This window comes from Enterobacter cloacae complex sp. 397G4 (assembly GCF_050031515.1).
Classification (GTDB): Bacteria; Pseudomonadota; Gammaproteobacteria; order Enterobacterales; family Enterobacteriaceae; genus Enterobacter; species Enterobacter hormaechei_C.
Genome location: NZ_JBLGWE010000001.1, coordinates 1,571,799 through 1,585,519, shown reverse-complemented (window position 1 = coordinate 1,585,519; position 13,721 = coordinate 1,571,799). Strand labels below are relative to the sequence as shown.

The 13,721-nt window shown below is 57.4% G+C and carries 10 protein-coding genes; 5 read left to right on the top strand and 5 right to left on the bottom strand.

What is annotated here, in order from left to right; all coding sequences use genetic code 11:
* Nucleotides 1–72 precede the first annotated feature (72 nt).
* Both ACQG1Y_RS07495 and ACQG1Y_RS07490 read left to right on the top strand, forming a co-directional pair.
* Entirely contained in the window at nt 73–888 is an 816-nt protein-coding gene (locus ACQG1Y_RS07495; RefSeq protein WP_032671264.1) for a Cof-type HAD-IIB family hydrolase, read from the top strand.
* Nucleotides 889–1,038: 150 nt separating this feature from the next.
* Nucleotides 1,039–2,295, top strand: a complete 1,257-nt coding sequence (locus ACQG1Y_RS07490) for a DUF1479 domain-containing protein (protein WP_033486348.1) — start codon at nt 1,039–1,041, stop codon at nt 2,293–2,295.
* Here ACQG1Y_RS07490 and ACQG1Y_RS07485 read toward each other — a convergent pair.
* Nucleotides 2,292–3,365, bottom strand: coding sequence for a LacI family DNA-binding transcriptional regulator (locus ACQG1Y_RS07485; RefSeq protein WP_426736723.1), 1,074 nt, complete (start codon nt 3,363–3,365; stop codon nt 2,292–2,294). The two genes, ACQG1Y_RS07490 and ACQG1Y_RS07485, sit on opposite strands and share 4 nt — an antisense overlap.
* A 286-nt stretch (nt 3,366–3,651) precedes the next feature.
* Here ACQG1Y_RS07485 and ACQG1Y_RS07480 point away from each other — a divergent pair, with 286 nt between their 5' ends.
* Together ACQG1Y_RS07480 and ACQG1Y_RS07475 are read left to right on the top strand one after the other, a co-directional pair.
* The gene (locus ACQG1Y_RS07480; protein WP_017384901.1) at nt 3,652–4,953 is read left to right on the top strand and encodes an MFS transporter; all 1,302 of its coding nucleotides are present in this window, start codon (nt 3,652–3,654) and stop codon (nt 4,951–4,953) included.
* Nucleotides 4,954–4,970: 17 nt separating this feature from the next.
* Entirely contained in the window at nt 4,971–7,334 is a 2,364-nt protein-coding gene (locus tag ACQG1Y_RS07475) for a glycoside hydrolase family 31 protein (RefSeq protein ID WP_368740474.1), read from the top strand.
* A gap of 92 nt (nt 7,335–7,426) precedes the next feature.
* Here the strand turns inward: ACQG1Y_RS07475 and ACQG1Y_RS07470 are convergent, their stop codons facing one another.
* Nucleotides 7,427–9,022 (bottom strand): ABC-F family ATPase, encoded by a 1,596-nt coding sequence (locus tag ACQG1Y_RS07470; protein WP_003858434.1) that lies wholly within the window; start codon nt 9,020–9,022, stop codon nt 7,427–7,429.
* A 222-nt stretch (nt 9,023–9,244) separates the two neighbouring features.
* On the opposite strand from ACQG1Y_RS07470, the gene ldtB reads away from it, so the two are divergent.
* A complete protein-coding gene (ldtB, locus tag ACQG1Y_RS07465; RefSeq protein WP_426736722.1) occupies nt 9,245–10,165 on the top strand; it encodes a L,D-transpeptidase in 921 nt (306 codons plus the stop codon).
* Nucleotides 10,166–10,206: 41 nt separating this feature from the next.
* Here the strand turns inward: ldtB and ACQG1Y_RS07460 are convergent, their stop codons facing one another.
* From ACQG1Y_RS07460 to ACQG1Y_RS07450, 3 genes are read right to left on the bottom strand one after another with little or no spacing between them, the layout of a single operon-like run.
* A complete protein-coding gene (locus ACQG1Y_RS07460; protein WP_015571043.1) occupies nt 10,207–10,923 on the bottom strand; it encodes a GntR family transcriptional regulator in 717 nt (238 codons plus the stop codon).
* A 14-nt stretch (nt 10,924–10,937) separates the two neighbouring features.
* Nucleotides 10,938–12,260 (bottom strand): PTS sugar transporter subunit IIC, encoded by a 1,323-nt coding sequence (locus ACQG1Y_RS07455; protein ID WP_023296170.1) that lies wholly within the window; start codon nt 12,258–12,260, stop codon nt 10,938–10,940.
* Between the two features lie 51 nt (nt 12,261–12,311).
* Complete coding sequence (locus ACQG1Y_RS07450; protein ID WP_368740472.1) at nt 12,312–13,688, bottom strand: glycoside hydrolase family 1 protein; 1,377 nt, start codon at nt 13,686–13,688, stop codon at nt 12,312–12,314.
* Between the last annotated feature and the right edge of the window lie 33 nt (nt 13,689–13,721).

Below are 13,721 nucleotides of genomic sequence, written 5' to 3'. Positions count from 1 at the left end.
TCGAAATTAAATTTGTGCTCCCCGTCACCTTGTTATTAGAATGTTTCAAACGCAGTGACCCAGGAGCACAGTATGACCGTAAAAGTTATCGTCACCGATATGGACGGAACTTTCCTTGATGATGCCAAGCAGTACGATCGTGACCGCTTCCAGGCACAGTTTGAGCAGCTTAAAGCCCGCGACATTGAATTTGTTGTCGCCAGCGGCAACCAGTATTACCAGCTCATCTCCTTCTTCCCGGAGCTGAAAGATCAGATCTCCTTCGTCGCGGAAAACGGCGCGCTGGTCTTCGATCACGGCGAACAGATTTTCCACGGCGAACTGACGCGTCATGAGTCGCAGATCGTCATTGGCGAGTTGCTGAAAGACAAAGGGCTGAACTTTGTGGCCTGCGGGCTGGAGAGCGCGTACGTCAGCGATAAAGCACCAGAAGCGTTCGTGAAGCTGATGTCGAAACACTACCATCGCTTAAAACCCATCAGCGATTACCGAGAAATTGACGACGTGCTGTTTAAATTCTCCCTGAACCTGCCGGACAGCGATATCCCGAATCTGGTTGATAAACTGCATGTCTCCCTGGACGGCATCATGAAGCCGGTCACCAGCGGCTTCGGTTTTGTCGATTTGATTATCCCCGGCCTGCACAAGGCCAACGGCATCAGCCGCCTGCTTAAACGCTGGAAAGTCTCACCTCAGGCGTGCGTCGGCATTGGCGACAGCGGCAACGATGCGGAAATGCTGAAGCTGGTGAAATACTCCTTTGCGATGGGCAACGCGGCGGACACCATTAAAGAGGTCAGCCGTTACACTACCGACGATAACAACCATCAGGGCGCGCTGAATGTGATTCAGGCCGTGCTCGACGCGCACTCCCCGTTCGACGCCTGATCCCCCTACCTGCCGGAGCCTCGCTCCGGCCTCTCACTCTTTTCCCATCCTGTGGCACCCGTCAAGGTTTTAAACTTGCATTAACTTTTTTTTAACTTAAAGTATCACTTGTAGACACTTTTACTTTCGAATGAAAGATGCGAGGCAGTTATGACCTTTACCAGCGAAACGTTGCCAGCGGACCATAAAGCGGCAATCCGTCAGATGAAACGTGAATTACGCGCGCAGATCGGCGACGTGCAGGCGGTGTTCGACCGGCTCAGCGATAAAATCGCCACCCGCGTGGCGGAAATCAACGCTCTCAAAAACAAAGGCGAAACCGTCTGGCCAGTGATCCCTTTTGCCGACGTGAAAAACGGCACGATCACCGCCGAACAGCGCGAAGCCGTTAAACTTCGCGGCTGCGCGGTGATCAAAGGCCACTTCCCGCGCGAGCAGGCGCTGGCGTGGGATCAGTCGATGCTCGACTACCTCGATCTGAACAAATTTGACGAGGTGTACAAAGGACCCGGCGATAACTTCTTCGGCACCTTAACGGCCTCTCGTCCGGAGATTTATCCGATCTACTGGTCTCAGGCGCAAATGCAGGCGCGCCAGAGTGAAGAGATGGCGCAGGTACAGTCATTCCTGAACCGTTTATGGACATTTGAGAGCAACGGTAAACAGTGGTTCGACCCGGACGTGAGCGTGATTTACCCTGACCGCATCCGCCGCCGCCCGCCGGGAACCACCTCGAAAGGACTTGGCGCACACACCGATTCTGGCGCGCTGGAGCGCTGGCTGCTGCCCGCTTATCAGCAGGTCTTTGCCCGCGTGTTTGACGGCAACGTTGAGAAATACGATCCGTGGAATGCCGCGCATCGTACCGAAGTGGAAGAGTACACCGTCGATAACACCACCAAATGCTCGGTGTTCCGCACCTTCCAGGGCTGGACGGCGCTGTCGGACATGATCCCCGGACAGGGCTTGCTGCACGTGGTGCCGATCCCGGAGGCAATGGCCTATATTCTGCTGCGTCCGCTGCTGGACGACGTGCCGGAAGACGAGCTGTGCGGCGTGGCGCCGGGGCGCGTGCTGCCGATTTCTGAGAAGTGGCATCCGCTGCTGATCGAAGCGTTAACCAGCATTCCGGCGCTGGAAGCCGGTGATTCCGTGTGGTGGCACTGCGATGTGATCCACTCCGTCGCGCCGGTGGAAAATCAGCAGGGCTGGGGCAACGTGATGTATATTCCTGCCGCGCCAATGTGCGAGAAGAATCTCGCCTATGCGAAAAAGGTCAAGGAAGCGCTGGAAACCGGCGCGTCACCGGGCGATTTCCCGCGCGAGGATTATGAGAAAAGCTGGCAGGGCCGCTTTACCGTGGCCGATCTCAACATCCACGGCAGGCGCGCGCTGGGCATGGCTTAACCGTCGTACAGCCCTTCCCGCTCTACGGCGGTACGTCGTTTCCCCTGACGTATCCGCCGGACCGACTCCCGCACGGTCAGCGTGCCGTTTAGCAGCAATGTTCCCACCGGCGCGTCCGGGCGCATCAGCCGCTGCTGGAGCATATGCACCGCTTCCGTTCCCAGCTCATCACGCGGAACATGTACCGCGGTTAAGGGCACATCCTGAATCGCCGCGAGATTAAAGCCGTCGATGCTCATCACCGAGACATCCTGCGGCACGCGCAGACCGTGTTTTTGCAGCGCGCTGATGGTCCCCGCCGCCATAAAATCACCACCAACCAGGAACGCCGTTGGCAGGTCCTTCCCTTTCTGCTGGTGAAGCCACTCGCTTACCAGCTGCTCCGTCTCTCTGGCGCTGAAGCTGGACACCATTAGCAGGTCGCGCCTGTCGCTGAACCTGAGGTTATGACCGTGCCACGCGTCGCGGATCCCGGACAGGCGCAGCTCCATGGTGTAGCGACGCAGGCACAGCACGTTCATCACCTCCCGGTGCCCCATCTCGAACAGGTACTCTGCCGCCCGCTCGCCAATCGCGCGATGATCCGGCGCGACGGCGGGCAGGCGCATGTGGCGGTCCCGGCAGTTAATCAGCATACAGGGTTTGCCCACGTCTACCGCCAGATCGTGGATATGCGGATCGTCGATACCAAGGAGGATCGCCGCCTGGGTGTCCGCTTCGTTCATGCGGGCCAGAAACAGCTGGGCATCGCTGTCGTTCTCCTCCAGCGCACAGTAACGCAGGCGAACCTCGTGCGAGGCCAGCCCTTTGCTCACGCTCTGGATGACGCGGTAGTAAAAGATGTCGGACCGCTCGTCAAACGCCCGCTGCGGGGCAAACACCACCAGGCTGTTAAGCAGCAGACGCCCCGCCGCCATGCCGTCCATTACCCCCAGCTCCCGCGCGCACGCCAGCACCTTTGACCGTGCTTTTTCGCTGGTGTTTGCCTTCCCCGCCAGCACGCGAGAAACGGTGCTGATGGAGAGCTGCGTCCGGGTGGCGATTTCGGTGATTTTAAGCCTTTTGTCCATTTTGTGATCTGGCTCCGGATGTGAAATGAAAAAATTCTCACAACTTGTTTATCAGGTAATAACTTGCGAGAAGGCCATAATGCCGAAAATTAAACCTCGGTTATGAGAAAGTTTGCACAAAATCCACTATTCCCTGCCCAATTTCTTTCTTAAGGTGAACCTGTCACACAACTTCCATACTAGTTGTATAGCAGCTTAGCGCTCTAAAACAGATAACTTTCAAACGCCTGACGCTGTGTGACACCTGAACCTTTGTCCCCTTACCGTCCGTCTTGTGGAGAAGAAAATGAGTCAGGACATCAATAACACCGTAGCGACAAGCAAAACACGTCGCGTCATCAGGAACCTGCGCTGGTACGTACTGGTGCTGTTTCTTCTCGGCGTGACCGTTAACTACATCACCCGTAATTCGTTAGGTATTCTCGCCCCTGAACTGAAAGAGAGCCTCGGGATCACCACCGAGCAGTACTCCTGGATCGTCGGCGCGTTCCAGATCGCCTACACCATTTTCCAGCCCCTGTGCGGCTGGCTGATTGACGTTATCGGCCTGAAAATCGGCTTTATGGTCTGCGCCGGGATCTGGGCGCTGATGTGTATCTTCCACGCGGGTGCCGGAAGCTGGCTGCACCTGGCGATTCTGCGCTTCTTTATGGGTGCCTCTGAGGCCGCCGCCACGCCAGCGAACGCCAAAACCATCGGTGAATGGTTCCCGAAATCAGAGCGCCCTGTTGCCGCAGGCTGGGCGGGGGTAGGCTTCTCCATTGGGGCCATGCTGGCCCCGCCTATCATCTACTTTGCCCACGCGTCGTTCGGCTGGCAGGGTGCGTTTATGTTTACCGGCGTGCTGGCGCTGCTGTGGGTGATTCTGTGGTGGGCGTTTTATCACAACCCGGAACAGCACCCAAACCTGAGCCGCGATGAGCTGGCGTTTATCAAGCAGGATAACGAACCTGCGCCGGTCAAACTGCCCTTCCTGACCGCGCTGAAAACCGTCTCGAAGAACAAACGGTTCTACGGCATCGCCATCCCGGCCTTTATGGCGGAACCGGCCTGGGCCGTGCTGAGCTTCTGGGTGCCGCTGTACCTCGCCAAAGAGCACGGCATGGACCTGAAGCAGATCGCGATGTTCGCCTGGCTGCCGTTCCTGGCCGCCGACCTCGGCAGCGTGGCGAGCGGCTACCTGACCCGGCTCTACACCCGCTGGTTTGGCTGCACCCGCGTCAACTCGGTGGTAGCCAGCTCCGTCACCGGCGCGTTTCTGATGATTTCTCTGGCCGTCGTGGCCGTGACCCGCGACCCGTATATCACCATCGTGCTGATCTCCATCGGCGGCTTCGGGCACCAGATCATCTCCTGCATGCTTAGCGCGCTGGTCGTGGAGTCGTTCGACAAAGGCCAGATGGCGACGGTCAACGGCATGCGCGGCTCGGCGGCGTGGATCGCCAGCTTCCTGTTCTCCCTTTTGATTGGGGTGACCGCCGACAAAATCGGCTTTAACCCGCTCTTTATCGCCATGGGCTTCTTTGACCTGCTTGGCGCTGTTTTCCTGGTGGCATTTATTGCTGAACGTCGCGCCAAGCGCGCCTGATAGTGGATGTATTGCATATGAAAACCCTGAAAAACTGGACCGTCGATACGCAGTCGGCGAATCATCTGGAACTGCTAATCGATAACCAGCACCGCCTGTGCCTGTATGTGCTGGAAGAGAATCTGTTCCGTGTGCTGATCAAACGTAAAGGCGAGCTGGCGCTGAACCGCACCTGGAGCATCGCGCCGGAACAAGATGTGCCGTGGGAAGGCCGCCGTCGTGACGATGTCAGCGGCTTCACCTGCCCTGCCTGGACGCTGACGCAGCAGGACGACACGTTAACCGTAGCGACTGAACAGCTGCGCGTCACCGTCCACCAGCCGCTGTGGCTGGAGTGGCACTACCGCAATGAGGCGGGCGAGTGGCAGCCGCTGGTCAATGACCGCCCGACCAGCGCCTACCTGCTGAACGCCCACGGTGACGGCGTGGCGCACTATCTTAGCCGTCGTAAGGATGAACGTTTTTACGGTCTGGGTGAGAAAGCGGGTGATTTACAGCGCAACGGCAAACGCTATGAGATGCGTAACCTGGACGCGATGGGCTATAACGCGGCCAGCACCGATCCGCTTTACAAGCACATCCCGTTCACCCTCACCCGTCGCGATGACGTGAGCTACGGTCTGTTCTACGATAACCTGAGCAGCTGCTGGCTGGATCTGGGTAACGAGATCGACAACTATCACACCGCCTACCGCCGCTGGCAGGCGGAAGCGGGCGATATTGACTACTACATCTTTACCGGCAAGCGTGCGCTGGACGTGACGAAAGCCTTCGTGCGCCTGACGGGGAAAACGTTCTTTGGACCGAAGTGGAGCCTGGGCTACAGCGGCTCGACCATGCACTACACCGACGCGCCGGATGCGCAAAACCAGCTGATGAACTTCATCCGCCTGTGCGATGAGCATGCCATTCCGTGCGACTCGTTCCAGCTCTCCTCCGGCTATACCTCGATTAACGGCAAGCGCTACGTCTTTAACTGGAACTACGACAAAGTGCCGCAGCCGAAGGTGATGAGCCAGGCGTTCCACGACGCGGGGCTGCGGCTTGCGGCCAACATCAAGCCGTGTCTGTTGCAGGATCATCCCCGCTACAGCGAAGTGGCGGAACGCGGCCTGTTCATTCGTGATTCAGAAACCGATGCGCCTGAACGTTCCAGCTTCTGGGATGACGAAGGATCGCATCTCGACTTCACCAACCCGCAGACGGTGCAGTGGTGGCAGAACGGCGTGACCACGCAGCTGCTGGAGATGGGCATCGACTCCACCTGGAACGACAACAACGAGTATGAAGTGTGGGACGGGGAAGCGCGCTGCTATGGCTTCGGTCAGGAGATCGCCATCAAGCACATTCGCCCGGTGATGCCGCTGCTGATGATGCGCGCCTCGCTGGAAGCGCAGCAGCGCTTTGCGCCGGAGAAACGTCCGTATCTGATCTCCCGCTCCGGCTGCGCCGGGATGCAGCGCTACGTTCAGACCTGGAGCGGCGACAACCGCACCAACTGGGACACCCTGCGTTATAACATCCGCATGGGGCTGGGCATGAGCCTGTCCGGACTGTTCAACGTCGGTCACGACGTCGGCGGTTTCTCCGGCGACAAGCCGGATGCCGAGCTGTTCGTGCGCTGGGTACAGAACGGCGTGATGCACCCGCGCTTTACCATTCATTCGTGGAACGATGATCACACGGTGAACGAGCCGTGGATGTACCCGGGCGTCACGCCTGCGATTCGCAGCGCCATTGAACTGCGCTACCGCCTGCTGCCGTATCTCTACACCCTGCTCTGGCAGGCGCACGCCGACGACGAGCCGATGCTGCGCCCGACCTTCCTCGATCATGAGCACGATGCGCAGACGTTTGAAGAGTGCGACGACTTCCTGCTGGGCCGTGACCTGCTGGTGGCCAGCGTCGTCGAAGCCGGGCAGCGCGAGCGCCGCGTCTGGCTGCCGGATAACGAAACCGGCTGGTACGATTTTTACACTCACGCGTGGTATGCGGGCGGGCAATCGATCGTCCTTGATGCGCCGCTGGAAAAGCTGCCGCTGCTGGTACGCGCCGGGGCCGGTTTGCCGCTCAGCGAGCGCATCCGTCACGTGAGCGCAGATAAAGACGATACCCGTGAGCTGAAACTGTTCCCGGTGAAAGGCGTCGGCACCACCGCCGGGCTGCTGTTTGAGGATGACGGCGAAAGCTGGGGCTACCAGAACGGCAATGCGCTGTGGGTGGAATGGGAGATGGTGTGCGACGGCGCAAGTATCAACCTGAAGGTGAATGCGCGCGGCGACTATCGTCCGGCATGGAAGGCGCTGAAGGTGTCATTACCGGCGGGGGAAAAACGTACGTTGCGGGTGAACGGAGTTGAAGGGGGCGAGTGGGTGGTATAGTGCGGCCTGTTGCCCTCACCCTAACCCTCTCCCACAGGGAGAGGGGATAGACCGTAGGCCGGGTAAGGCGAAGCCGCCACCCGGCTATTTTTTTAACTCTCGATACCTTTACTGCGCAGGTAATCTTCGTAGTTACCGGTGAAGTCCACCACGCGCTCTGGCGTAATTTCGATCACGCGGGTCGCCAGTGAGCTGACGAACTCCCGGTCGTGAGAGACGAAGATCAGGGTGCCCTGATACATCTCCAGCGCCATGTTCAGCGACTCAATAGATTCCATATCCAGGTGGTTAGTCGGTTCGTCCATCACCAGAATATTCGGTTTTTCCATCATCAGCTTGCCGAACAGCATACGGCCCTTTTCACCACCGGAGAGCACTTTGGCGGGCTTTTTGATGTCGTCCTGGCTGAACAGCAGACGCCCCAGAATGCTGCGTACCGCTTGTTCGTCGTCGCCTTCCTGCTTCCACTGGCTCATCCAGTCGAAGACGGTCAGATCGTTTTCAAACTCATATTCATGGTCCTGCGCGTAGTAACCAATCTGCGCGTTTTCAGACCATTTCACGGTACCGTTATCCGGTTGCAGTTCACCGACCAGGGTTTTCAGCATAGTGGATTTACCCACGCCGTTGGCGCCGAGGATGGCAATCTTCTCGCCCACTTCCAGCAGCAGGTTGAAGTTTTTGAACAGCGGGCCTTCATCGAAGCCTTTGGTGAGGGCTTCCACTTCCAGCGCGTTACGGAACAGCTTCTTGTCCTGCTCGAAGCGGATGAACGGGTTCTGACGGCTGGAGGCTTTAACCTCTTCCAGCTTGATTTTGTCGATCTGACGGGCACGCGACGTTGCCTGGCGCGATTTAGAGGCGTTGGCGCTGAAGCGGCTGACGAAGGATTGCAGGTCAGCAATCTGCGCTTTCTTCTTGGCGTTGTCGGCCAGCAGACGCTCGCGCGCCTGGGTTGCCGCCGTCATGTACTCATCGTAGTTGCCCGGATAAACGCGCAGCTCGCCGTAGTCCAGATCCGCCATGTGAGTACACACCATGTTCAGGAAGTGACGGTCGTGCGAGATGATGATCATGGTGCTGTCGCGATCGTTCAGGGTCTGCTCCAGCCAGCGGATGGTGTCGATGTCCAGGTTGTTCGTCGGTTCGTCGAGCAGCAGGATGTCCGGGTTAGAGAACAGCGCCTGTGCCAGCAGCACACGCAGCTTCCAGCCTGGCGCGACTTCGCTCATCGGGCCGTAATGCTGTTCAACCGGAATACCGACGCCCAGCAGCAGTTCGCCCGCACGCGCTTCCGCAGAGTAGCCGTCCATTTCGCCGTATTGCGTTTCCAGGTCGGCCACTTTGTAACCATCTTCTTCGCTCATCTCAGCAAGACCGTAGATACGATCGCGCTCCTGCTTCACTTCCCACAGCTCCGCGTGCCCCATGATCACGGTGTCGAGCACGGTGAACTCTTCGAAGGCGAACTGATCCTGACGCAGCTTACCGATGCGCTCGTTAGGGTCGAGCGACACGTTACCGAGCGTTGGCTCCAGGTCACCGCCGAGGATCTTCATAAAGGTGGATTTTCCGCTACCGTTGGCACCAATCAGGCCGTAACGGTTGCCGCCGCCAAATTTGACGGAAATGTTTTCGAACAGCGGCTTACTGCCAAACTGCATAGTGACGTTGCTGGTAACTAACACGGAGAGATTCCTGCGAAAAGTGTGATAAACGCGGCATTATGCCACAATTCCGAATTGAGATCCCGTGTTGCGGTAATCCACTAAACTTTAACAAAATCGAAAAAAATGTGATTTCGTACACATCTGAATTCCCAGTTAACGGGAATGCACATATAATGCGCTCCCATTACCGATTCAGACTTATCAACTCATCGCCAGAATGGCTTAGATACCTCGCATAACATGAACATGAAATTAACAACGCTTTTTGCGGCGGCGTTAGCCGTAGTAGGTTTTTGTAAGACCGCGTCTGCGGTGACGTATCCCCTGCCGACAGACGGAAGCCGTCTGGTGGGTGAAAACCAGGTGGTGACGGTGCCGGAAGGGAACTCTCAGCCGCTGGAATACTTCGCGGCGCAGTATCAGCTCGGTCTGTCGAACATGCTGGAGGCGAACCCGGGCGTTGACCCGTATCTGCCGAAAGCGGGTACCGTACTCAACATTCCACAGCAGCTGATCCTGCCGGATACCGTGCACGAAGGTATCGTGATTAACAGCGCCGAAATGCGTCTGTATTACTACCCGAAAGGCACCAACACCGTGATCGTGCTGCCTATCGGTATCGGTCAGCTGGGTAAAGACACTCCGCTGAACTGGACCACCAAAGTGGAGCGTAAGAAAGCGGGCCCAACCTGGACGCCGACCGCCAAAATGCACGCTGAGTACATTGCTGCCGGCGAACCGCTGCCAGCCGTTGTGCCTGCCGGCCCGGATAACCCGATGGGTCTGTACGCGCTGTACATTGGACGTCTGTATGCCATCCACGGTACTAACGCCAACTTCGGTATCGGCCTGCGCGTAAGCCACGGCTGCGTGCGTCTGCGTAATGAAGACATCAAATTCCTGTTCGATAACGTGCCGGTCGGTACGCGCGTGCAGTTCATTAACGAACCGGTGAAAGCGACGTCAGAGCCGGACGGCAACCGTTACATTGAAGTGCATAACCCGCTGTCCACCAGCGAAGATCAGATCAACAACAACGAAATCGTACCGATTAAGCTGACCAGCGCGGTGCAGTCCGTCACCTCTCAGGCGGATGTTGACACGACCATTGTTGACCAGGCGATTCAGAACCGTTCCGGTATGCCGGTGCGTCTGAACTAATCGTGAGAATTAAAAAAGCGGGCCGCGGGGCCCGCTTTTTTTTATCCGTTATTCACGATAACGATGCCGCCATGGTCATAGCGATAGTGACAATGGGCGTACTCCAGCGGCGTACCATCTTCAAGATAGATCACCTGCTCTACCTCCAGCACCGGGTCGGTTGGCTCGCAGACAAGGTGTTGCATATCCAGCGCACTGGGCTTCAGCGCCCGCACCACCCGATACGATCCCATGATCTTCAGCCCCAGCGTCTCCTGTACATACCGGAATACCGAACTTTCAAGATGGGTTTTGTTCAGACCGGGCACCAGATTGAGCGGCATTACCGTAGCGTCCAGAGACATCGGCTCACCGTTCAGCAAACGCAGACGGATAAAGTCATAGATCGGCGTATCCGGATTTATCATCAGCGATGCCTGCTCTTTCTCGTTCGGGAAGCGCAGTTCGAAGTGCACCACCTGGCTCGTCACCGTGCCCAAATGTTCCCAGGTTTTGGTCGCCCCGAAGTAGTCGCTGCCGGAGAGATCCCACTGGGAAAGCTGGAGGAAATTTTTGCGGATGAACGTGCCCTGCCCCTGTCGGGTATAGACCAGCCCTTCTACGATCAGCTGACGCATCGCCTGCTGAATGGTCATCCGGCTGGTGCTGAACTCCGCCGCCAGCGCGAACTGGTCCGGCAGAGGTTCATTGGCGGCGTACTGCTGGGTGATAATGCGTTTCTTAATTTCCCGCGCTATGGTGATGTACTTCGCCGCCATCGTCCTTCCTTAAATTAGTGTTCTGTCCCGCTGTTTTTCAACGCCACTCGCTCGGCAACTTTGAGGAAAGGCAGGTAGAAGAATACACCAAATACGATGATTGCCAACTGCACCACCACCGCCCGCCAGTCCCCCGCCGTCGCCAGCCAGGCGCTGAGGATCGGCGGGGTCGTCCACGGGATCATCACCACGCAGCGCGACATGAGCCCCAGCGTGGTACAAAGCCACGCAAAGTAAATCCCGATAGCGGGCAGCAGCACAAACGGGATCATCAGCGGCAGGTTAAAGACTATCGGCAGGCCGAAAATCACCGGCTCGTTGATGTTAAACAGACCCGGCGCCAGCGACAGACGCGCCACCTGCTTCGCTGATTTCTGTCTTGAGAAGATGAAGATAGCAATCAGCAATGAGATTGTGCTGCCCGTCCCGCCCACCATGCCAAAGGTCGGCACAAAGATGTTGTTGATGATGTGCGGGATCGGCTGGCCGTTGGCAAAGGCCAGCATATTCTCATTGGTATTGATCAGCAGGAATGGCTCCAGCACCACGCTGTTGACCACCGACTGATGAATACCGAGCGTGAACAGGAAGTTACCGAAGCTGTAAATGAAGATCGTCCCGGGCAGGCTGGTGTTGATCAGCCGCAGCGGCTGCTGAATAAATGTCGTAATGAGATGGATCAGATCCGTGTGCAGCACGTTCGCCAGTATAGCCGCCAGCACCGCAAACAGGGAGAGCGTGAGGATCGTCGGGATCAGTGCGGTAAAGGATTTGCTCACCGCTGGCGGTACGTTCTCCCCCAGCGAAATGTGCAGCGCCTTCAGCCGTGAAATGGCGATAAACAGCTCGGTTGAGAGCAGCCCAATCAGCACCCCGGCGAAAATTCCGGTGGAGCCGATATTGGCGAACGTCAGCACCTGGGTAACGTTTACCGTGGCGTCGCTGCCGACGGGGGTAATCTGTAAGCGCATCGGCATCATGATGATGAAACTGCTGACGGCGATAACCACTGCCGAGACCGGATTGTCGAAATCTTTGTTGCGCGCCAGCGACCAGGCGATCATCGGCGCCAGCAGCAGCGCGGCGATGTTCAGCGTGCCGTTGATGATCGCCTCGCCCCACACCTTAAACTGCGTGAGCGTGTCGCCCTCTAAGATCCAGGGGAACACCACGTTGTTCACCAGCACAGCCAGACCGGCGAGGATGAAAATCGGCATTACCGTGGCGAAGGCATCGCGCAGGGAGCGAAGATGCACCTGGTTTGCCAGGCGCGCCGAGAACTCAACAAATTTATCGACAAAAGACTGCATGTGCGGTGTTATTTTTGTTTCAGACATAGCGGATAGTTCCCATCAATCAGTCACAAAAACGGCCCGGCAGCGTACGGCTTACATCTCGCGTCCGTTGGTATGGATAACCTGTTTTAACCACGCATAGCTCTTCTTCGGCACGCGCTTCAGGTCTTTCAGGTCGTGGTTTTCACGGTTGACGTAGACCACGCCGTAGCGCTTGCGCATGTCACACTGGGAGCTGAGAATGTCAATCAACCCCCAGCCGAGATAGCCCAATACCTCTGCCCCGTCCTCGAACATCGCCTCTTTCATGGCCTCGATATGCGCCCGGTGGTAGTCAATGCGGTAGGTATCCTCTATGGGGTTTACGCCATCCCAGGACTCAATCACCCCAATGCCGTTCTCAATCGGGAATACTGGCATTCGCCAGTCGTTGGCATAGCGGGTGATGATGGTGCGAAAGCCCAGCGGATCGATCTGCCAGTTCCACTCGGTGGCCTTCAGGTACGGATTGTTTTTCTCGCCGTGCAGCAGGTAATAGTTCACCGGCGTGCCTTCCGGGATGGCATCGCTGTCCAGCGTTTTGCTGGCGTAGTAGCTGAAGGCCATAAAGTCGTTCTTCGTGCGCGCAAACAGCGCGAGATCGTCTGCGCGGTAGATATCGCCGAAGCCTTCCTGCTCTACCACCGCCATCACCGCCGGGCTGTAGCCCTGGCCCGCGAAGACGCGCAGCAGGTTCTGGTTGAGGAATTCGTCGTACTGCTGGGCGCAGAAGATGTCACGCGGTTTGCAGGTGGCCGGATAAATCAGCTGGTGCGCCAGCATGCCGCCCATCAGCTTGCCCGGCTTAGTCTGGTGCAGGTACTCGGTCAGCGCCATGTGCGCCACCATGGTGTGATGCTGCACTTCGTACAGCTCGCGCAGGGTTTCCTCCCCCTTCATATAGCCGGAGATGCGAAAGGCTATCGGCATGTGGAAAATATTCTGCTCGTTAAAGGTCAGCCAGTACTTCACCCGGTCACCAAAGCAGTCGATCATCTTTTTGCCGTAGCGGATAAACGCCTCCACCACGCGACGATCGTTAAATCCGTTGTACTCCTGTGCCAGCGCCAGCGGCATATCGAAGTGGTAGAGGCAGACCATCGGCTCGATACCGCGGGCGATCAGATCGTCGATAAAACGGTCATAAAACGCGATGCCTTCGGCGTTGAACTCGCCGTCACCCTGCGGGCAGACGCGGCTCCAGGAGATCTGGAAGCGGTAGCAGTTCATGCCCAGATCCTGCATCAGGTCGAAATCTTCCCGGTAGCGGTGGTAGGAGTCGGTGGCCACTTTCCAGTCAGAGATATTTTCACCGGCTTCGCGAATGTCATACACCGACATCCCCTTTCCGCCCTCATTCCAGGCCCCTTCCGTCTGCATGCTCGACACCGAGTTGCCCCATAAGAAGTTGGCTGGCAGTGATTGATTCATGGTTGCCTCCTATATGACTAGTCATTTAAATGA

Coding starts and splice junctions, on each gene's coding strand:
- ACQG1Y_RS07490 (WP_033486348.1), top strand. CDS start 1,039: ATGACCTTTACCAGCGAAACGTTGCCAGCGGACCATAAAGCGGCAATC.
- ACQG1Y_RS07495 (WP_032671264.1), top strand. CDS start 73: ATGACCGTAAAAGTTATCGTCACCGATATGGACGGAACTTTCCTTGAT.
- ldtB (WP_426736722.1), top strand. CDS start 9,245: ATGAACATGAAATTAACAACGCTTTTTGCGGCGGCGTTAGCCGTAGTA.
- ACQG1Y_RS07450 (WP_368740472.1), bottom strand. CDS start 13,688: ATGAATCAATCACTGCCAGCCAACTTCTTATGGGGCAACTCGGTGTCG.
- ACQG1Y_RS07480 (WP_017384901.1), top strand. CDS start 3,652: ATGAGTCAGGACATCAATAACACCGTAGCGACAAGCAAAACACGTCGC.
- ACQG1Y_RS07485 (WP_426736723.1), bottom strand. CDS start 3,365: ATGGACAAAAGGCTTAAAATCACCGAAATCGCCACCCGGACGCAGCTC.
- ACQG1Y_RS07475 (WP_368740474.1), top strand. CDS start 4,971: ATGAAAACCCTGAAAAACTGGACCGTCGATACGCAGTCGGCGAATCAT.
- ACQG1Y_RS07455 (WP_023296170.1), bottom strand. CDS start 12,260: ATGTCTGAAACAAAAATAACACCGCACATGCAGTCTTTTGTCGATAAA.
- ACQG1Y_RS07460 (WP_015571043.1), bottom strand. CDS start 10,923: ATGGCGGCGAAGTACATCACCATAGCGCGGGAAATTAAGAAACGCATT.